The sequence below is a fragment of the Phyllobacterium sp. 01N428 genome (assembly GCF_056399405.1).
The window spans coordinates 533,717-554,172 of record NZ_JBFTRH010000001.1 but is presented as its reverse complement, the minus strand read 5'-3'; the positions used below and the strand labels follow the sequence as shown (position 1 = coordinate 554,172).

Sequence of the window (20,456 nt, the reverse complement as noted above, 5' to 3'; positions counted from 1 at the left end):
ATCGTAAACTGTTCGTGAGGGGGAACGATCCCGAGCGAACCTTGTGCTGTAATCAGAAGATTATTTCTTCCAACCGAAATGATGGCAAATGCCCGCATTGAGTTTCATTCAAGCTTTCACATCCCAGAAAAACACAGCCGGCCAGGTCCTTTCTGCCCAGCCGAACCCTATCAGGGCTCATTACAAATCGATCGATGACTTGCGGGATCTGGGAGCGCGGGTAGCGAAGGGCGAAGACGTCCGCCTGCCCGACTATGAACCGATGGTGTTCGAGCAGCGCACCGTCGAAAACGCCAAGCTCATTCTGCATTCCTATCGCTCGTCCGATGCGGCAGCACGCAAAGGTGAAACGATCACGCCAGCCGCTCAGTGGCTGCTCGATAATTATTATCTCGTCGACCAGAATATCCAGCAGGTTGAGCGCGATCTGCCGAAGAAGTTCTTCCGGCAACTGCCGCCGCTCGCCAACAATCCCGGCATTCCGCGCGTCATGGCGCTTGCCTGGCTCTATGTCGCCCATACGGACAGCCAGTTTTCGCTGAACAGTCTCAGCGCAATCGTCGAAGGCTTCCAGACGGTCGAGCCGCTGCATATCGGCGAACTCTGGGCATTGCCCTCTGCGGTGCGGTTCATCCTTATCGAAAATGCCCGCCGGCTCTCCCTGCGCGTCGAGCGCGCCCGCCGCATGCGCGCCTTCGCCAACACGGTTGCCGACGAGATCACCCTTTACGCTGACAAGGACGCGCTGCCGCAGCTGCTTGCGCAATATGCGCCGGCGGCACGTGACAGCACCTTCGCCACGCACCTCCTCTATCGTCTGCGCGGCGGCGCGACCCATTCGGGCGCCGCTGTTGCATGGCTGGAAGAAGAGCTTGAGAAGAACGGCAGCGATGCCGAAGACGCCATCATCCAGGAACATACGCGCCAGTCCACCGGCGGCGTGACCATGGGCAACCTGATCCGGAGCCTCAAGTCCATCGACGACGTCGACTGGATCACATGGTTCGAGACGGTCAGCGGTGTCGATGCCGTCCTGCGCGAGAATTCGAATTTCGACGCGCTCGACTTCCATTCACGCAATGCCTACCGCGTCGCCATCGAAAAAATCGCCCGCCGCTCCGGCAAGAGCGAGCATGATATCACCCTCGAAGCGCTGGACCTTGCCCAAAAGAGCGCCGAAGAGACCGGCGGCGGCGATGCCGTCACCGAGCAGCGCAAGCGCGACGTCGGCTACTACCTCTCCGGCGATGGGCGGCCCGAACTCGAGGCGAAGTGCGATTATTCACCGACGGTGCTTGAGCGCTGGGTCCGCTTCTATCGGAAGCTGGGCCTTGCCGGGCTCTGGGTGCCGGCATCTTTCTTTTCGATCGCCATCCTGCTTCTGATCCACTACTGGCTCCGTCAGGCCGGTCTGTCGCACGGCATGACGCTGCTTTTCACGGTGCTTGCGGTTTTCCCGGCGATGGAAACGGCCAACGGCTTCGTCAACTGGATCATACCGATGTTCATGCCGCCGACGCGGCTTATCGGCTTCGAATACAAGAACGGACTGCCGCCCGAGGCAAAAACCCTTGTCGCCGTGCCGACATTGATCACCTCGCGCGACTCCGTCGACGAGCATATCCGCAACCTCGAAGTGCACTACCTTACCAACCCGCGCGGCGAGGTCTATTTCGCCCTCCTTACCGACTGGAAAGACAGCCAGAACGAGCAGACGGACGACGATCTCGACATATTCGACTATGCGCGCGAGAAGATCACCGCGCTGAACGAACATTATACGCAGGCCAATCCGCGCTTCTTCCTGCTTCACCGCAAGCGGCTCTACAACCCGCAGGAAGTCTGCTGGATGGGCTGGGAGCGCAAGCGCGGCAAGCTGCACGAACTCAACCTGCTGCTGCGCGGCGATAAGGACACGACCTATTTCCCCTCAAACGAGGAACTGCCGACCGACATCAAGTTTGTCATGACGCTCGATTCCGACACGCGCCTGACGCCGGATTCGGTCAATCGCCTCGCCGGCAAGCTGGTGCATCCGCTCAATCGCCCGATCTACCGGGCAAAATCCGGCCGTGTCGTCAGCGGCTATTCGGTTCTGCAACCGCGCGTGACGCCCTCGCTCACCACCGGTGACGACGCCTCGTTCCTGCAGCGCGTCTTTTCGGTCAACCGCGGCATCGACCCTTATGTCTTCGCGGTATCAGACGTCTATCAGGACGTGCTCGGCGAAGGCACCTTCACGGGCAAGGGCCTCTATGATGTCGATTTCTTCGAAGCGTCGCTCGACGGCAAGATCGGCGAGAACTCGGTGCTCAGCCACGATCTTCTCGAAGGCGGCTACGCGCGTGCCGCGCTCGTCAGCGACGTTGAAGTCGTGGAAGATTATCCCACCGGCTACAATGTCGATATTTCGCGCCATCATCGCTGGACCCGCGGCGACTGGCAGCTGTTGCCCTATCTCTTCAGCACCAAGCCGGGCGTTACGGCCGTAACGCGCTGGAAGATGGTCGACAATTTGCGCCGTTCGCTTGCGCCGATCTTTTGGTTGATTGCTGCCATTGCCGGCTGGACGTTGCTGCCGCCCGGTCTTGCCACGCTCTGGCTGTGCTTCCTCATCTTCAGCATGTTTATCGTGCCGACGATGATCCTGTTCACCAATCTTGTGCCGACAGACATGAACCTGTCGCTCAAGGGCCACTTCCAGGCGATTCTGACCGACATCTTCTCCGGCGCGGCCGATATTGCGCTTCGCATCACCTTCCTCGCTAATATGGCGGTGTTGATGGGCGATGCGATCGTGCGCACGCTTTATCGCCTCTTCGTCACGCGCAAGCACCTCCTCGAATGGCGGGCTGCCGCCCAGGCGAAGACGAGTTCGCCCGATACGCTGCAGTACTATATGCAACTGATGTGGCCAGCGACGGTCGTCGCGATCATCGCCATCGGCCTGCCCCTCGCCGGTCATAGCCGCGCATGGTTCCTGGCGGTGCCTTTCGCCTTAATCTGGTTCCTGTCGCCGATGATCGCCTGGCTCGTCAGCCGTTCCGCCAAGCCACTCGACGATCTCGCCGTCCGATCGTCCGACAAGAGCGAGCTGCGCCGCATCGCGCGCCGCACATGGCATTACTACGATACGTTCGTGACCAAGGAGCAGAACTACATTCCGCCGGACAATTTCCAGGAGGATCCGCATCCGGTCATTGCTACGCGCACGTCTCCGACCAATATCGGCATGTATCTGCTGTCGACGGTCGCGGCACGCGATTTCGGCTGGATCGGCTTCCATGAAACGCTGACGCGGATCGACCAGACGCTCAGCACGCTCGAGAAGATGGAGAAGTATCGGGGCCATCTCTACAACTGGTACGAGACGACGACGCTGCGGCCGCTGCTGCCGCTCTACGTCTCGGCTGTCGACAGCGGCAATCTCGCCGGCCATCTGGTTGCGCTTTCGTCGGCCCTCGAAAAATGGGCGGAAGCGCCTTCCGTCTATCTCCAGAGCGATCTCGACGGCATTCTCGATGTAAGCGACATTCTCGAAGAGGCGATCAACGATATTCCTGATGATCGCCGCGTGCTGCGGCCGCTGCGCCGCCGCCTTGAGGAGCGCGTCGCAAACTTCCGCCGTGCCATCACCACCATCAAGGAGGAGCCGGAGACGGCTTCGCTGCGCACCATCAACCTTTCCCTCTTTGCCGGCGATATCCAGCGCCTCACCGAGGAGTTGCATGGCGAGCTCGAAAGCCCCGCCAGCGTCACCGCCAATGAATGGGCGCTGCTGCTGGTCAAGACCTGTCAGGCCCACACGGATGACGCCATCGGCTCGCATGAGGGCACGGATGTCCTGCGCGAACGGCTGGTAACGCTCGCAACCCGCGCGCGCCAGCTGGCGTTCGATACCGACTTCACCTTCCTCGAGCGCAAGGAGCGCCGCCTGCTGTCGATCGGTTTCCGCGTCGAAAGCAACGAACTCGACGCAAGCTGCTACGACCTTTTGGCCTCGGAAGCCCGACTTGCGAGCCTCTTTGCCATTGCCAAGGGCGATATTCCAGTCGATCACTGGTTCCGCCTTGGGCGCCTGCTGGTTCCCGTCGGCTGGCGCGGCGCCCTGATCTCATGGTCGGGCTCGATGTTCGAATATCTCATGCCGCCGCTCGTCATGATCGAGCCGCTCGGCAGCATGCTCGACCAGACCAACAAGCTGATCGTCCAGCGCCAGATCGAATATGGCGCGTCGAAAGACCTGCCCTGGGGTATATCGGAAGCCGCCTATAATGCGCGCGACCCGGAGATGAACTACCAGTACACCAACTTCGGCGTGCCGACGCTCGGTTTGAAGCGCGGCCTGTCGAAGAACTATGTGGTGGCGCCCTATGCCAGCATCATGGCCAGCCAATATCAGCCGGCAGAAGCTGTAAAGAACCTGAAGCGCCTGCGCGCGCTTGGCGCCCTTGGCCAGTATGGTTTCTACGATGCCGTCGACTTCACCAAGTCGCGCGTTCGCGAAGGCGAGGACTACGCGGTGGTGCGCAACTACATGGCTCACCATCACGGCATGTCGATCGTCGCGGTGAACAATGTCGTATTCGAAGGGCGTATGCGCGAACGCTTCCACTCGGACCCGGTCATTGAAGCCGCCGAACTCCTGCTCCAGGAAAAGGCGCCGCGGGAAATCCCGGTTCTCCAGGCCAAGGCCGAGAACCCGATGCGCAAGGCCGTTGAAAGCAGCGAAGAAACTCCCTCGATCCACATCATCGACAATCCGCTCGGCGCTCCGCGCGCAACGCAGGTCATGTCCAACGGCCATTATTCAGTGATGGTCACCGCCAATGGTGGCGGTTACAGCCGCTGGAACGGGCTCGCAATAACACGTTTCCAGCCGGATATTCTCGAAAGCGGCTACGGCACCTTCCTCTTCCTGCGCGATATGGAGAGCGGCGACTGGTGGTCGGCGACTGGCGATCCCGTGCGGGCCACCGGCGAAAAGAGCATGACGATCTTCGCCGACTACAAGGCCGAATTCATCAAGGAGGCGGGCACGCTGCACACGACGGTGGAAACCATCGTCGCGTCGGATTCCGACGGCGAAGGCCGGCGCATCGTCATCACCAATACGGGCAGCAAGGATCGCATCATCGAAGTGACCTCCTATGCCGAACTCGTATTGACCAATGACGACGCGGATACGGCCCACCCGGCATTCGCCAAGATGTTCGTCGAGACCGAAATCGACAAGCGCGGCGATACTATCTATGCGACACGTCGCAAGCGCAACAATGACGAACCGGACATCCACGTCGCCCACATGGTCAGCGACAGTTCCGGAACCATGCGCGAAGTTCAAGCGGAAACCGACCGGCGGGCCTTCATCGGCCGCGGCCGTACGCTGCGCAACCCCGCCGCATTCGACGAGGGCGCGACGCTTACGGGCTCGCAGGGCTTCGTGCTCGATCCCATCGCGTCGCTGCGCTGCCGCGTCCGCGTGCCCGCCCACAAGAAGGTGACGCTCGTCTTCTGGACGCTCGTGCGCCCCAACCGCCAGGAACTCGAGGACGTCGTCGGCCGCTTCCGCCATCCGGATTGCTTCGCACGCGAATTCTCGCTGTCATGGACAAGCTCGCAGGTGCGTCTGCATCACATCGGCATCAACCCCGATGAAGCGCAGGTTTTCCAGCGTGTCGCAACTAGCCTGATCTATCCGGACAAGGCACTGCGGATGCCATCCGAAAGCATCGCCAGCGGCCTCGGCAGCCAGTCCGAACTCTGGCCGATGTCCATTTCCGGCGACTTCCCCATCCTTGCCCTGCGCATCGATGACGAAGCCGATATGGAAACGCTCAAGAATCTGTTGCGCGCCCACGAGTACTGGCGCGCGAAGGGCCTGGTCGTCGATGTCGTCGTCATCAACGAACGCTCCTTCTCCTATGCGCAGGATTTCCAGCGGGGTCTTGAAGCGATCTGCGAGAACAGCCGGGCGCGCGGCGCGCAGCTCGGACCGCGCGTTCATATATTCACGGTCCGCCGCGACCAGATGAGCGATGCCGGCTATAATACATTGCTCGCCTCGGCGCGCATCGTCATGCATGCGCAGAACGGCTCTCTGTCCGAACAGCTGAAGCGCATGGAGGGCCTCAGCGCCGACCTCGCGCCCACAGCGGACGCAGCCGCCGGCAAGGTCAACGCGACGGTCGACACGGGCAGCATCGAGGAGATGCGCAATATCGCGCCGGCGCCGACGCAATTGATGCGGACGCGCAACCCGAAGATATCGGGCGACGATCTGGCATTCTGGAACGGCTTTGGCGGTTTTGACCTTGCAAGCGGTGAATATGTGGTCCGCCTCGGAGCGATCACCCAGACCCCTCAACCCTGGATCAACGTCATTTCGAATTCCAGCTTCGGCTTCCACGTTGCCGCGGAGGGTGCTGGCTTTACCTGGTCCGGCAATAGCCGCGACTACCAGTTGACCCAGTGGTCGAACGACCCCGTCAGCAACCGTTCCGGCGAAGCGATCTATATTGTCGATCTTGACAAGAACGTCGCGTTCGCTCCCACGGCTTCGGTATTGCGTGATCCGTCCGTTCAGTACGAAGCGCGCCACGGCCAGGGCTATTCGACGTTCACGTCGCGCCACGGCAATGTCGGGCTTGAACTTACCCACACCATCCATGTCGAACTGCCCGTGCGCGTGTCGCGGCTGAAGCTCACCAACCATGGCGGCTCGGCGAAGCGCCTGCGCGTCTACGGCTTTGTCGAATGGATGCTCGGCAATTCCCGCGCCAAGACCGCTCCGTTTATCGTACCGTCCTGGGATGCCGAAACCGGCGTGCTCATGGCGCGCAATCCCTATGGTATCGACCGTCGCAACAATGTCGCCTTCTATGCAACGAGCGTGAAGCCGAATTCAGTGACGTCGGATCGCGCCGAGTTCTTTGGAACGCTCGGCTCCGTCGATCGCCCGGCTGCGGTTCTGCAGGCAAGGACGCTCTCCAACGTCGTCGAGGCAGGCGGAGACCCCTGCGCTGCGCTCAACGTCGATATCACGCTTGCGGCCGGCGAGACGAAGGAACTGCTGTTCTATATGGGCGATGCCGGTAGTGCCGACGAGGCACGGCGTATCCTGCGCGAACAGAGCAAACAGGGCTTCGACGAGACGCTCGGCGCCTCCAGAGCGCTGTGGTCGAACTTCCTCGGCGGCCTGCAGGTCGAAACGCCCGACGAAGCGTTCAACCTTATGGTCAATCGCTGGTTGCCCTATCAGAGCCTAGCCTGCCGCATCTGGGCGCGGTCGGCCTTCTATCAGGCAAGCGGCGCCTTCGGCTTCCGCGACCAGCTGCAGGATACGCTGTCGATGCTGATCCTCGATCCGTCGCTGGCAAGGAAGCAGATTCTCAACGTATCGGCGCGCCAGTTCAAGGAGGGAGATGTCCAGCATTGGTGGCTGCCGACGAGCGGTGCCGGCGTTAGAACGAAAATCTCCGACGATGTCGTCTGGCTCGGCTACGCGATCGCACATTATACGACGGTCACCGGCGACATGAGCATTCTCAACGAGCAGATTGCCTTCATCGACGGTCCGGCGCTTAACGAGGGCCAGCACGACGCCTTCTACCAGCCGACCATCACCAGCGAGAAGGTAAGCGTCTACGAACATGCTGCGCGCGCACTCGATCTCGCGGTGGCGCGGACCGGCGCACACGGCCTGCCGCTGATGCTCACCGGCGACTGGAACGACGGCATGAACCGGGTCGGCGAAGACGGCAAGGGCGAGAGCGTCTGGCTCGGCTGGTTCCTGATCAGCACGCTGCGCGACGTGATCCCGATTGCCAAAACCTTCAAGGACACGGCCCGCGTCGAGCGTTGGGAGGCCCACATAGAGCGCCTCAAGGCAGCCCTCGAAAAGGATGGCTGGGACGGCGAATGGTATCGCCGCGGCTATTTCGACGACGGTGCGCCGCTCGGCTCCAAGAAGAGCGAGGAATGCAGGATCGACTCCATCGCGCAATCCTGGAGCGTTCTTTCCGGCTATGGCGATCCGTCGCGGGCGCGCCAAGCCATGAAATCGGTGGCCACGCATCTGATAGATGACGAGGCCGAAATCATCAAGCTGTTCACTCCGCCGTTCAACAAGTCGCGGCATGATCCAGGCTATATCAAGAGCTATCCCGTCGGCGTTCGCGAGAACGGCGGCCAGTACACGCATGCCGCGACCTGGGCGGTGCTTGCCATGGCGAGACTCGGCGACGCCGACGAAGCCTATCGCTGGTTCAAGAAGCTTAACCCTGTGAACCATGCGCTGAGCGCCGAAAAGGCCGAGTTCTACCGTGTGGAACCCTATGTCGTGGCAGCCGATGTCTATTCGGTCGATCCAATGCGCGGACGCGGCGGCTGGACCTGGTATACGGGTTCGGCCGGCTGGCTCTACCGCGTTGCCACCGAGGGCATTCTCGGCATCACGCGGCAGAACGACCGCCTGTTCGTCGATCCCGCCCTTCCCTCGGATTGGGATGGTTTCAGCTTCGTGCTGCGTAATGGCGACGCCCGGTACTCGATCGAGGTCCGGCCTGCGGGCAAGGGTGGCAAGAAGATTACGGTCAACGGCAAGAAACTCACCAAGGCGGAAGGCGGCATTCCGCTTGAGACCAAGGGCGAACACAAGGTCGTTGTCGAGGTCCCGGCGGGCGGCGTATCGATCGACGCCGTCTCGACCGCGGCAAAATGAATTCTGACGTGCCGCCGGCTCAACGCCGGCGGCACACTTACCCAGCGGTTTACTCGCAAAATTCCAGTTGAGAATCTTTGCAACTGACGCGGATCTGACGCATAATCGCAGCCATGAAAAATATCATGAATCAGAAGCCGGATTACGAAAAGGAGTTGCGCAACGCTGGCATCCGCATCACCCGCCCGCGGCGCATCATTCTCGATATCCTGACATCGACCGAAGACCATCCGGACGCGATGAAGATTTTCCATCGCGCCAGCGAGATCGATGACAGCATCTCGCTCTCGACTGTCTATCGAACGATGAACTTGCTCGAAGAGATGGGTGCGATACACCGGCACGCATTCAGCGGTGGCCCATCACGTTTCGAACAGGCGCATGGCGAGCATCACGACCACCTGATCGATATCGATACGGGCGCCGTCATCGAGTTCAAATCGGAGAAAATCGAGCAGTTGCAGGAAGAAATCGCCCGCTCGCTCGGATACGATATCGTGCATCACCGGCTTGAGCTTTACGCGCGGAAGATCAACCGATCTTCATAGGAAATAGCTCGCCAATCCTCCACATGGCGTGGTCGACCGTCTTAGTCTGCGATTACCGCAATCCACTAAAGATCCGTCACTATCACGCCGCGTTCGACGTTGGCTGGTCCGTGAGAAGCTCATAGAGCAGGCTTGCATCGTGGGCCGTGCGCAGCTTGGCGACACGTTCCGGGTCGCGCAGCGTCCGGGCGATGCGCGACAGGGCCTTCAGGTGATCCGCGCCGGCATTTTCCGGGGCAAGCAGCAGAAAGACAATATCAACGGGCTGGTCGTCCAGCGCCTCGAAATCGATCGGCGCATCGAGCTGCGCAAAGACGCCGGTGATGCGCTTCACGCTATTGAGCTTGCCGTGAGGGATCGCAATTCCGTTGCCGACGCCGGTCGAACCGAGGCGCTCGCGCTGCAAGACCGTATCAAACACTTCGCGCTCGCTCAGGCCAGTCAAGGCGGCTGCCTTTTCCGACATGGCTTGCAGGAGTTGCTTCTTGGAGTTGACTTTCAATGCGGGCAGGACAGCATCGGGCTGAATGAGATCACCCAGATCCATTATCTCTCTTCCTTCCAGTTACCGTCCGCGCCCATTTCGGGCGCGGGCAGTAGTTCACGTTTGTTATCCACGGGCCGCACTTTGACCCGCTACGGTCGATGGATCGATCCAACCGATATTTCCGTCAGGGCGGCGATATACGATATTTACCTGCGTACTTCCAGAGTTGCGGAAGACGACCACAGGGCTGTCCTTCAAATCGAGCTCGACCACCGCCGAAGCCACACTCATGCTGCGAAGCGCCATCGACGTTTCGGCTACGATCGTCGGCGCGTAATCTTCAGGAAATTCCTCGTCATCGTCGGGTACCGGCGCCATGACGCGATAGGACACGTCATCGAAGACACCATTCGATCCCGGCGCCTGATGTGACTTCAAGCGTCGCTTATAGCGGCGCAGCCGCTTGTCCACGCGTTCGCCCGCAGCGTCGAAGGCAAGCAATGGATCCTGGGCTTCACCGGCCGCCTGGAGAACCGTGCCGGTATCCAGACGGACAAGGCAGTCTGCGATGAATCTCGAACCCTGTTTTTCCACTGTGACGTGGCCGGTATATCCGCCATCGAAGTACTTGGCCACCATCTCTCCGATCCGCTCTTCGATGCGGATGCGGAATGCGTCGCCAATGTCCATATGTTTCCCAGATACACGCAGACTCATGATAGCTCACCTTCATTGTGATTTCCGTTTACCAAATCAATCTACACCGATGTTGGAAGACGAGCAAAGCCATCCCGCACAATCCGTGCGAGCGCTCCATCACATTTCGCTTGCTGATTCTTCATGTCCAAACGCGCGCTTTCGCTCCGACCGTCGCAAAGTACCGGCGCTTCTCTCTCCCTGACCAGGCTTCTTTGGCCCAGTTCATTGCCCACTCAAAACGAGTCTACACCCGAGTGATGGAGTAATCTAGAGCCAGGATCTTTCTTGCGCACAGAAGCCTGCGCTTTCTTCTCGCGCCGCCTTTGCACCGAGGAGGCAATGTTCATCGCCTCGCGATACTTGGCGACCGTGCGCCGGGCGATGTCGATCCCCTGCTCTTTCAGCAGATCCACAAGCGTATCGTCTGAAAGGATCTCGCTTGGCGTCTCGGCATCGATGAGCTGGCGAATCTGGTGTCGAACCGACTGCGAGGAATGCTGCTCGCCGCCCTCGGTCGCCGATATGCCCGCGTTGAAGAAATAGCGAAGCTCGAAAACGCCGCGCTTGGTCAGCATGTATTTATTCGCGGTGACACGGCTTACCGTCGATTCGTGCATGCCGATGGCGTCGGCCACGGTACGCAGGTTCAAGGGGCGCAAATATGCTATACCCTGGAGGAGAAACTGTTCCTGCTGCCGCACGATTTCACTTGCAACCTTGAGGATCGTCTGGGCGCGCTGATCGAGGCTACGGGTCAACCAGTTGGCGGTCTGCAGGCATTCGCTCAGGAACGTCTTTTCCAGCGGCGAAGCCTTGGCCTTCGACAGGGTTGCGTAATAGCTGTTGTTGACCAGCACGCGCGGCAGTGCGTCAGGGTTGAGTTCGATCCGCCAGGTTCCATCGGCCGCCATGTCGACGATCACGTCGGGGACAATGCTGTCGGCGATCCCCGAGGAAAACGCCGTGCCCGGCTTCGGGTCAAGTTGCTGGATTTCCCGGAGCATATCGAGAATGTCGGCTTCGCTGACCTGGCAAAGTTTTTTCAAGGTGTGGAAATCGCGCTTGGCCAGGAGCTCAAGATTTTGCAGGAGCGCCTGCATGGCAGGATCAAAGCGATTTTTTGCGCGCAGCTGGATCGCAAGGCATTCGGCGAGGTCGCGGGCAAACAGTCCGACCGGCTCGAAGCCCTGCATGGCGCTGATCAATCGCTCCACATGTCCCGCCTCGACACCCAGCCTTTCGGCGATCTCGTCGATATCGGCGCGCAGATAACCCATTTCATCGAGATGGTCGACAAGTTCCGCGGCAATGAGGCGGTCGGCAGCGCTCTCGAAGGTAAAAATAATCTGCTCGCCGACATGATCCCTCAGCGTCAGCGGCGATGCCGTTACCTGTTCGATATTGTAGCCCTCGCCGGAAGACACATAGCCGTCTCCCACCGATGACTTCCACTGGGAGGCGAGATCGCCGCCGATCAGATCATGCGTACCGGGATCATCCGGGAAAATATTCTCAAGGGAACTATCGAAGGTTTCGGACATGGAGCCGGCGCTGATCGTTTCGCCGCTTTCGAGCCAATGATCGCCCTGACCGTTGGAGTGTTCGCCCGCGTCCCCATCTCCGGTGACGCTCTTACCACCGTCCTCACCGGAACTACGGTCGGAACTACTGGCCCGCTCCTCCATGCCAAGGTAGTCGCCGTTGGCCTCATCGCGATCAAGCAGAGGGTTCTTCTCGATCTCCTGTTCGATGAATTGTTCGAGCTCGACGTGGGTCAGCTGCAGCAGTCGAATCGACTGCATGAGCAGCGGTGTCATCACCAGTGCCTGGGTTTGCCTGAGATCGAGTTTTGGCGATAAAGCCATGAGGATGGGAGCACTCCTGTACCGAAGTACAAAACTGGCCCAATCCTTGCTTGTCAATCGCAAGGCGCTCAAAAATCGCTGGCTGCGGCATTTTTGAAGCGGTGAATTGGCAGTACGACAAAATTTTGCGCTGAATCGCGTATAAGTTGAAGCGTCAGAGGCTGAACTGGTCGCCGAGGTAAAGCCGCCGGACGTCCGGATTGGCAATAATTTCATCCGGGCGCCCATGGGTCAGAACTTGCCCGGCGTGGATGATATAGGCCCGGTCGATCAGCTTCAGCGTCTCCCGCACATTGTGGTCGGTAATGAGCACACCGATGCCACGTCCCGTGAGATGCCGCACCAATTGCTGAATATCCGCCACGGCAATTGGATCGACGCCGGCAAACGGTTCGTCGAGCAGCATGAAATTCGGGCGGGATGCCAATGCACGGGCGATTTCAAGACGGCGTCGCTCGCCGCCGGAAAGTGAAATGGCGGGGGCCTTGCGCAGATGGGCAATATGAAACTCTTCGAGCAGGGAATCGAGTTCCTGCGCCCGGGCGCTACGATCCTTCTCGACAATTTCGAGGACCGCCTTGATGTTGTTTTCTACCGATAGGCCGCGAAAGATCGACGCTTCCTGCGGCAGGTAACCAATGCCAAGGCGGGAACGGCGATACATCGGCATGGTCGTAACATCAAAACCGTCGATCTCGATCGTGCCCTTATCGACCGGAACAAGCCCGGTCACCATATAGAAGCATGTGGTCTTGCCCGCCCCGTTTGGACCAAGAATGCCGACCGCCTCGCCCGCGCGCACGCCAAACGACACGCCGTTGACGACCTGACGGCCATTATAACCCTTGGTTATGCCGCGCGCGACGAGCGTGCCCTTCATGCGGTCGATGGCTGCCGGATCGGCAGGACGCATCTCATGCGAAAGACTGGATTCCGGCCGCGCGGTGCTGTTGGCTTTTGTGCGACGTGAAAAAAATGACACTTACAGCTGTTCCGCCGGTTCAGTTCTTTGGTTGGTTGTTGGGGGCGACCACAATCGAGACGCGCCCGGTCTGGCCGCTCTTGCAGCTTTCAAGCTGGGCTTCGCCGGTCTTGAGTTGCGCGGTCAGCTTGCAGCCTACGGCGACATTGTCGCCCTGGGTCAGAACCACCTTATTGCCCGTCAGCACAAGCACCTCCGACTTCATGTCGAACGTGCCGTGATCGCCGGTTGCCACCTGGTCATTGGATTTGACGTAGACCTTGTCATTGACCTCGAGGTGATCGATATCCTGCGAACCGCCAAGTCCGCCCGTCTTCGGCGCATCCGCGGCGGGGGCCGGGTCGCCCTCTTTCTTCTTGACATAGTAGACGATCATGGAGCCGGCCTTGAGCAGGGTCGCGCCCTGGACGACGGTGACGTTGCCCGTGAAGGTAGCTGTCCCCTCCTTGTCATGGACGACGAGCTTGTCGGCGTCGATCTGGATCGGCTGATCGCCGGAGAGCTTGATGCCGCCGCCGGGCGCATTTTCCTGCGCGACGGCGGATGCGACCATCGATGATGCCAACAATCCCAATGCAACAGTCGAAATGCCTATCAGTCTTGCCCCGCGCGACATCGTTCTCTCCTAAAAATTCGGATATTCCCACAACCCTCAGTGAGCGAGCATCAATACTACTCGACTGATTTGACTGCGTCTGTACCTTCTTGCCGTTTTGTGGGCTGAATGACAAGCCTTACTCGCTTCTCAAAGGTCATTACCTTGCCGCTTTCGCTGATCTGCATCGTATCGGCGGTAATACTTGAAGTGCCGTTGCGTATAGTGACCGGATCTTTGGTGGACATGGAATTGCCGGCAATATCGATATCCGCCGATTTCATCTGGGCACTGATGCCATCAGACGTCGTGAAATTGATCTCGCTGTCGAGTTTCAACTGCCGGTTGGCATTGTCGAATACGCCGGACTTGGCCTGGACATTGGCGCGCATATCCTTACCGAGCGGAAGCTCGGCGCTGATGCCCTGCAGCGAGATGACGTTGGTGTTGCCAACTTCCTGCAACGCCTTGACCGCGCTCATCTTGTAGGGAAGCTTGTCCTTGGTGAAGCCGTCGAGTTTGGGGTTCGTCATGACGAGCTTGCCGTTTTCCAGCGCGGCATTCTCCAGCGAGATGTTGCTCGGCATGTTGGTCGTCGAAAAGAACGTGAACCAGGAAAAGATGGCCGCGCCGACGATCGCCGCTGCTGGGAGCGCAAATTTCAGGATTCGCACGCGGCGCGAATGGCGTTCCGCCGCACGAAAAACACCGGAATCCTTGTCGGACGCCGCAAATTGACGTGCCACCTCTGCGTGGTGATCGGCACCAGCGGCAGCCTGGACGTGCGGATGCGTATCGTTTCTCTGAACTGACATGGCCTGGCTGTTACTACGTAATGACAATAGTATGGCTACTTGGCGCCAATATGGTTATTTTTCGATGAAACGGGCGAATAGATAAACGCGCGAGTTGCACCGCACCACAAGTATGACGTTGGCGTGCGAGATACAAGGTCCTAGCGCATTTCTAATGAAGTGCGAGGAGATGCCGGCGCAGGAACCTTACCCTAGACTTCCCTCTCGTGATGTCGCAGAGATTGTTTTTACCGACGTTGAGAACGAATGGACAAAACGATGGCAAACACGGCTGACGCGATTATTGACAGACGGCGCCTACGCCGAAAACTGACATTCTGGCGCATCCTGGCGCTGTTGATTGTCGCTCTCGCACTGATTTTGTTTTATTTTTCGGTGGCAGGATCCGATGCGTTTTCCAGCAGGTCATCGCCGCACATTGCCAAGGTCCGCATTGAAGGCACGATCTTCGAGAACGAGGAACTGCTGAAGCGGCTCAAGGACGTGACCGATTCCAACGCCGTAAGGGGCGTCATCCTGTCGGTCGATTCCCCCGGCGGAACGACAGCGGGCGGAGAGGCGATCTATGAGGCCGTGCGCAAGCTTGCCGTTAAAAAGCCGGTGGTCGCGCAAGTCGGAACGCTCGCAGCGTCGGCGGGCTACATGATCGCCAGCGCATCCGACCATATCGTCGCGCGCCAGTCGTCGATCGTCGGCTCCATTGGCGTGTTGTTCCAATACCCCGACATTTCGCAGCTTCTGACCAAGCTCGGCGTCAAAGTCGAGACTATCAAGTCGAGTCCACTGAAGGCCGAACCCAATTTCTTCAATCCGGCAAGCGACGAAGCCAAGGAAATGATCCACCGCATGATCATCGATTCCTATGACTGGTTCGTCGGGCTCGTGCAGGAAAGGCGCAAGTTCACGCATGAGCAGGCGCTGGCGCTGGCGGATGGATCGGTCTTCACCGGCCGGCAGGCTATCGCCAACAAACTCATTGACGAACTCGGCGGCGAGGATACGGCGATCGCCTGGCTGAAGACCAAAGGCGTCAACGACAAACTACCGGTTGTCGAATGGAAGCCCGTGGAAAAATCCTCGCTCGGCCTGTTCTTCTCAAATTCAGCGACAAAAATGCTCGCCCGCTATCTCGGCCTGCCGGAGGAGAGCGCCGGAATTGTGAATCAGCTCACCGGAGACCGCATGTTCCTTGACGGACTCGTTTCTGTTTGGCACGTTGACGGCAAGCCTGCCGGGGCGCAATAAAAGAATATTAAACATATAAGATCAGTGACATAGTCTTGAGGTGGGGCCTATGTCCTCCTGGTCTTGAACCGAAAGGGAACTCGCTGTGATCAAATCAGAGCTCGTGCAGATCATTGCCAACCGCAACCCGCATCTGTTTCAGCGCGACGTCGAGAATATAGTCGGCGCGATCTTCGATGAGATCACGGATGCACTGGCAGAGGGCAATCGCGTCGAGCTTCGGGGTTTCGGTGCATTCTCGGTCAAAAACCGCCCTGCACGCAGTGGCCGAAACCCGCGTACCGGCGAAAGCGTCGAGGTTGAAGAAAAATGGGTGCCCTTTTTCAAGACCGGCAAGGAACTTCGCGACCGTCTCAATGCCAATAGCTGAGGTTCATCGAACGGGCGGGTGAAGCGCGCCGGGAGGAATACATGATCAATCGCATTATCATCGTCCTCGTGCTGGTGCCGCTTGCAATCGTTCTCATAGCGCTGTCGGTTGCGAACCGCGGGCCCGTTCAACTGACGATCGATCCGTTCAATCCCGGAAACCCCGCGCTTTCCTACACGGCCCCGCTCTTCGTGTGGCTGTTCGCTGCCTTGATCGCCGGACTCATCCTGGGCAGTTTTGCTACCTGGTTCAACCAAGGGAAACATAGGAAACTGTCGCGCCAGCGTAAACTCGAAGCGGAACTCCTGCGCAAGGAAGCCAAGAAAGCGTCGGTCGATAGCGGGGCGACGCCGAACCTGCCCTCGCTCCACTAGGGCACAATTACAAGAAAACCCAAGGAACAAGACATGAAACTGATCTCCCCGGCCGAGGTCGACAGGCTATTGAATTGGCCGGATATGATTGATGCCATCGAACAGGCGTTCCGCCAGGGCGTCATTCAGCCCGTACGCCACCACCACACGGTCGAGCGGCCGGATGGCGCAGCATCGACCTTGCTGCTCATGCCGGCCTGGTCGGATTTCGATGCCCTCGGTGACTCCTCCAAGGGCTATATGGGCGTCAAGATCGTCACCGTATCGCCCGACAACGGCGCCGTGGCGAAGCCCGCGGTCATGGGCGTTTACCTGCTTCTCGACGGCAAGACCGGCGAACCCAAGGCACTCATAGATGGGCAGCGGCTGACCATCTGGCGCACGGCCGGGGCATCGGCGCTCGCCGCACGCTACCTTGCGCGCGAAGACGCATCGAAGCTCGTCGTCCTCGGCGCCGGCGCGCTGTCGGGCTTTCTTGCCCGTGCCCACAGCGCCGTACGGCCGATCAAGGAAATCTCGATCTGGAACCGCAATTTCGCCAATGCCGAAAAGGTGGCGGCGGACCTTGCCGCCGACGGCTTCAATGCAAAAGCCGTTTCGGACAAGGATGCGGCAATCGCAGAGGCGGACATCATCACCGCCGGGACGCTCTCGACCGAACCGCTTGTCCTCGGCAGGCACCTGAAGCCAGGCGCACATGTCGATCTCATCGGCGCGTTCACCCCGACCATGCGGGAGAGCGACGATGAGTGCGTCCGCCGCGCCCGGGTGTTTGTCGACACCAGGGATGGCGCACTCAAGGAAGGCGGCGACATCGTACAGCCGATCAAAGCTGGTGTTGTCAGTAAGGAGCATGTCATCGGCGACCTGTTCGACCTGACACGCGGCACGATGAAAGGCCGTCAGTCCGACGAGGAAATCACGCTGTTCAAATCGGTCGGTGCCGCACTTGAGGATTTGGCGGCCGGAATCCTCGTTTTCGAGAAGGCAAACGCTGCATCACAAGCCTAACGGCTCGGATTTCGCTTTCGCCCTGCAACGTCTTGGCTTAGAGCGTTCTAGCCAAGACAGGGAAAGCGAGACTTGAAACCATCCGGCGGAAAAACGAGAAAGACCAAGGGCGCTGCCAGCAAGGCCAACCCCGCTAAGGGCGCTGTGCAATGGCAAAGCCCGGTAAAGCCGCGACCGCAATTTGCCAAGCAGGTGCGCACGCCCGCCATCGACGCTCCCGCGCAGGGTGGCGCACGCCAGGACGCGTCGCCACGACGCGTGCTCGTCCGCCGGTCCGGAGCACGTCCGGATGAGCGAACCGGCCTTATCCTCGAAACCCTGCCTTCGGAGGACTACGCGCTCCTCGATAGTGGCAATGGCCTGAAGCTGGAGCAATATGGCCCCTACCGCATCGTGCGTCCCGAGGGCCAGGCGATCTGGCTGCCGGCCTGGGACAAGGCCGAATGGGACAAAGCGGATGCGGTCTTTACCGGCAATACGGATGAGGAAGGCGTCGGCCGCTGGCACTTTCCTAAAGTGCCGCTCGGTGAAACCTGGCCGCTCGCTTTCGACGAGCTGCCGTTCTATGGCCGTTTCACTTCCTTCCGGCATGTCGGCGTTTTTCCCGAGCAGGGCACCCATTGGGCGCATATGGACAGGCTGATCCGAAACGCGAAACGGCCGGTCAAGGTGCTCAATCTCTTCGGCTATACCGGCGTTGCCTCGCTCGTTGCCGCGCGGGCCGGGGCAGAGGTCACCCATGTGGACGCCTCGAAGAAAGCCATCGCCTGGGCGCGCGAAAACCAGGAAATGGCCGGCCTTTCCAGCAAGCCCATCCGCTGGATCTGCGAAGACGCGATGAAATTCGTCATGCGCGAGGAACGGCGCGGCAGCACCTACGACATCATCCTGCTCGACCCCCCGGCCTATGGCCGCGGGCCGGGCGGCGAGGTCTGGCAACTTTTCGACAATCTCCCCGACATGGTCGATATCTGCCGCTCCATCCTCTCCCCCGATGCGCTCAGCGTCGTGTTGACCGCCTATTCGATCCGCGCCTCGTTTTTCGCGATCCACGAATTGATGCGCGATGCGTTCACCGGCCTCGGCGGTACGGTGGAGTCGGGCGAACTTATCCTGCGTGAACGTTCCTCCGGACGCGCGCTTTCCACCTCGCTGTTCAGCCGTTGGGAAAATACATGACGCGACACGACGACCACACCCGAGGCACCGGACTCGCGCGGCCCGGCAGGGTCAAGGAAGTGACCAGCCTCACCAACCCGATCGTGAAGGATTTGCGCGCACTCGCGATGAAAAAATATCGCGATCAGGAGGGTGTCTTTCTCGCCGAAGGGCTGAAGTTGATCATCGACGCGCTCGATCTCGGCTGGACGATTCGCACGCTTGTCTTTTCCAAGGCAGGCAAGGGCAATTCACTTGTCGAACAGGTGGCGGCGCGCACCATCGCCAAGGGCGGCGATGTCCTCGAAGTCAGTGAGAAGGTCATTGCCGCCATTACCCGGCGCGACAATCCGCAAATGGTAGTCGGCGTCCTCGAGCAGCGGAGCCAGCCGCTTGCTGCACTGAGGCCGCAAGGCAACGACGTCTATGTGGCGCTGGACCGGGTCCGCGATCCCGGCAATCTAGGGACGATCATTCGCACCGCCGACGCCGTCGGCGCCAAGGGCATCATCCTGATCGGCGATACGACCGATCCATTCTCGCTCGAAACCGTGCGCGCCACCATGGGTTCGGTCTTCGCGGTACCGCTCATGCGCGCCACCGAGGCCGAGTTCCTGGCCTGGCGCAAAGGCTTTGCCGGGCTGGTCGTTGGTACGCACCTCAAAGGGGCCGTCGATTACCGCACCATTCCTTATGCGAACCGCCCCGTTGTGCTCTTGATGGGCAATGAGCAGCAGGGACTGCCGGACCAACTCGCTGCCGGCTGTGACAAGCTTGCCCGGATACCGCAGGAGGGCCGCGCGGATTCGCTTAATCTTGCCATTGCAACCGGGATCATGCTGTTCGAGATAAGGCGCGACGCGCTCAAGCTCGATGGCGGAAACTGAAACAAGAGAACGATGAAAACCAAAGCCCTTTACAATCTATTGGCCGTCGTCGCCTTTGCGGTCGTCAGCGACCAGATCATCAAATATCTGGTCGAGACCGGGATGGACTACCAGCAGCAGATCGACGTGTTGCCGTTCCTCGCACTGTTTCGCGTTCACAACAATGGCATTGCCTTTTCCATGCTCAGCGGTCTGCACGACCTTGCGCTGATTGCGCTGACGCTCGTCATCATCTGCTTCGTCAGCTATCTCTGGTGGACGACGGCTGCGACCCGCTGGATTTCGCGCTTCGGCTTCGCCCTGATCATCGGCGGCGCGCTCGGCAATCTGATCGACAGGAGCATTCACGGTTACGTTATCGATTACGTTCTTTTCCATCTGCCGACCTGGTCGTTTGCCGTCTTCAATCTCGCCGATGCCTATATTTCAGTCGGCGCGGCGCTGGTCGTGCTTGAGGAAGTGCTCGCCTGGCTGCGCGAGCGCCGGGCTTCGAAGGGTGAACCCGGGAAGAACTGAGATAGGGGGTTCCTTGCGCTTGGCCCAAGGATCCGGGCCGGTGCTCTCGGGTCATCTTCCGATGCTTCCTTCTCCGTATTCCTTCGACCACAGGTCGTGTGATCCGAGGATTCACGTGGCGGCACGATAGGCCCCAAGCCTGCCACGGTCACGTCATGCTGCCGTCATCGATTTGTAGTATT

14 protein-coding genes and 1 pseudogene are annotated in these 20,456 nt (G+C 59.7%); 9 read left to right on the top strand and 6 right to left on the bottom strand.

Translation table 11 applies throughout. The features are described 5' to 3' along the window. The first annotated feature begins 88 nt into the window (after positions 1-88). Both AC1DNI_RS02610 and AC1DNI_RS02605 read left to right on the top strand, forming a co-directional pair. Complete coding sequence (locus tag AC1DNI_RS02610; protein ID WP_477690711.1) at positions 89-8,722, top strand: GH36-type glycosyl hydrolase domain-containing protein; 8,634 nt, start codon at positions 89-91, stop codon at positions 8,720-8,722. A 113-nt stretch (positions 8,723-8,835) separates the two neighbouring features. Then, positions 8,836-9,270, top strand: a complete 435-nt coding sequence (locus tag AC1DNI_RS02605) for a Fur family transcriptional regulator (RefSeq protein ID WP_027230617.1) — start codon at positions 8,836-8,838, stop codon at positions 9,268-9,270. An 82-nt stretch (positions 9,271-9,352) separates the two neighbouring features. Here AC1DNI_RS02605 and ptsN read toward each other — a convergent pair whose 3' ends face one another. From ptsN to lptC, 6 genes and pseudogenes are all read right to left on the bottom strand, one after another. Next, positions 9,353-9,817 (bottom strand): PTS IIA-like nitrogen regulatory protein PtsN, encoded by a 465-nt coding sequence (gene ptsN, locus AC1DNI_RS02600; RefSeq protein WP_027230619.1) that lies wholly within the window; start codon positions 9,815-9,817, stop codon positions 9,353-9,355. A gap of 63 nt (positions 9,818-9,880) precedes the next feature. Continuing rightward, positions 9,881-10,474, bottom strand: a complete 594-nt coding sequence (gene hpf / locus AC1DNI_RS02595) for a ribosome hibernation-promoting factor, HPF/YfiA family (RefSeq protein ID WP_036813481.1) — start codon at positions 10,472-10,474, stop codon at positions 9,881-9,883. 215 nt (positions 10,475-10,689) lie between these two features. After that, entirely contained in the window at positions 10,690-12,321 is a 1,632-nt protein-coding gene (rpoN, locus tag AC1DNI_RS02590) for an RNA polymerase factor sigma-54 (protein WP_477690710.1), read from the bottom strand. Between the two features lie 154 nt (positions 12,322-12,475). Then, positions 12,476-13,204: pseudogene (gene lptB / locus AC1DNI_RS02585) on the bottom strand (LPS export ABC transporter ATP-binding protein); the annotation flags it as partial. Positions 13,205-13,322: 118 nt separating this feature from the next. After that, positions 13,323-13,919, bottom strand: coding sequence for an LptA/OstA family protein (locus AC1DNI_RS02580; protein WP_153666650.1), 597 nt, complete (start codon positions 13,917-13,919; stop codon positions 13,323-13,325). A 56-nt stretch (positions 13,920-13,975) separates the two neighbouring features. After that, a complete protein-coding gene (gene lptC, locus AC1DNI_RS02575; protein ID WP_091946859.1) occupies positions 13,976-14,713 on the bottom strand; it encodes an LPS export ABC transporter periplasmic protein LptC in 738 nt (245 codons plus the stop codon). Between the two features lie 258 nt (positions 14,714-14,971). On the opposite strand from lptC, the gene sppA reads away from it, so the two are divergent. The 7 genes from sppA (at position 14,972) to lspA (ending at position 20,274) form a co-directional block, all read left to right on the top strand. Beyond that, positions 14,972-15,958 (top strand): signal peptide peptidase SppA, encoded by a 987-nt coding sequence (gene sppA, locus AC1DNI_RS02570; protein ID WP_477690709.1) that lies wholly within the window; start codon positions 14,972-14,974, stop codon positions 15,956-15,958. 85 nt (positions 15,959-16,043) lie between these two features. Beyond that, positions 16,044-16,328, top strand: a complete 285-nt coding sequence (locus tag AC1DNI_RS02565; protein WP_027230624.1) for an integration host factor subunit beta — start codon at positions 16,044-16,046, stop codon at positions 16,326-16,328. 41 nt (positions 16,329-16,369) lie between these two features. Then, positions 16,370-16,702: a lipopolysaccharide assembly protein LapA domain-containing protein gene (locus AC1DNI_RS02560; RefSeq protein ID WP_027230625.1), complete on the top strand. Its 333-nt coding sequence runs from the start codon at positions 16,370-16,372 to the stop codon at positions 16,700-16,702. A gap of 33 nt (positions 16,703-16,735) precedes the next feature. Beyond that, positions 16,736-17,713 (top strand): bifunctional Delta(1)-pyrroline-2-carboxylate/Delta(1)-piperideine-2-carboxylate reductase, encoded by a 978-nt coding sequence (lhpI, locus tag AC1DNI_RS02555; RefSeq protein WP_477690708.1) that lies wholly within the window; start codon positions 16,736-16,738, stop codon positions 17,711-17,713. Positions 17,714-17,857: 144 nt separating this feature from the next. Further along, positions 17,858-18,892, top strand: coding sequence for an RsmD family RNA methyltransferase (locus tag AC1DNI_RS02550; RefSeq protein ID WP_477691463.1), 1,035 nt, complete (start codon positions 17,858-17,860; stop codon positions 18,890-18,892). After that, positions 18,889-19,758, top strand: coding sequence for a TrmH family RNA methyltransferase (locus AC1DNI_RS02545; protein WP_477690707.1), 870 nt, complete (start codon positions 18,889-18,891; stop codon positions 19,756-19,758). Before AC1DNI_RS02550 ends, AC1DNI_RS02545 begins: the two co-directional genes overlap by 4 nt. Before the next feature lie 12 nt (positions 19,759-19,770). Beyond that, entirely contained in the window at positions 19,771-20,274 is a 504-nt protein-coding gene (gene lspA, locus AC1DNI_RS02540) for a signal peptidase II (protein ID WP_027230629.1), read from the top strand. Positions 20,275-20,456: the final 182 nt, after the last annotated feature.

Coding starts and splice junctions, on each gene's coding strand:
- AC1DNI_RS02610 (WP_477690711.1), top strand. CDS start 89: ATGCCCGCATTGAGTTTCATTCAAGCTTTCACATCCCAGAAAAACACA.
- AC1DNI_RS02605 (WP_027230617.1), top strand. CDS start 8,836: ATGAAAAATATCATGAATCAGAAGCCGGATTACGAAAAGGAGTTGCGC.
- ptsN (WP_027230619.1), bottom strand. CDS start 9,817: ATGGATCTGGGTGATCTCATTCAGCCCGATGCTGTCCTGCCCGCATTG.
- hpf (WP_036813481.1), bottom strand. CDS start 10,474: ATGAGTCTGCGTGTATCTGGGAAACATATGGACATTGGCGACGCATTC.
- rpoN (WP_477690710.1), bottom strand. CDS start 12,321: ATGGCTTTATCGCCAAAACTCGATCTCAGGCAAACCCAGGCACTGGTG.
- AC1DNI_RS02580 (WP_153666650.1), bottom strand. CDS start 13,919: ATGTCGCGCGGGGCAAGACTGATAGGCATTTCGACTGTTGCATTGGGA.
- lptC (WP_091946859.1), bottom strand. CDS start 14,713: ATGTCAGTTCAGAGAAACGATACGCATCCGCACGTCCAGGCTGCCGCT.
- sppA (WP_477690709.1), top strand. CDS start 14,972: ATGGCAAACACGGCTGACGCGATTATTGACAGACGGCGCCTACGCCGA.
- AC1DNI_RS02560 (WP_027230625.1), top strand. CDS start 16,370: ATGATCAATCGCATTATCATCGTCCTCGTGCTGGTGCCGCTTGCAATC.
- lhpI (WP_477690708.1), top strand. CDS start 16,736: ATGAAACTGATCTCCCCGGCCGAGGTCGACAGGCTATTGAATTGGCCG.
- AC1DNI_RS02545 (WP_477690707.1), top strand. CDS start 18,889: ATGACGCGACACGACGACCACACCCGAGGCACCGGACTCGCGCGGCCC.
- lspA (WP_027230629.1), top strand. CDS start 19,771: ATGAAAACCAAAGCCCTTTACAATCTATTGGCCGTCGTCGCCTTTGCG.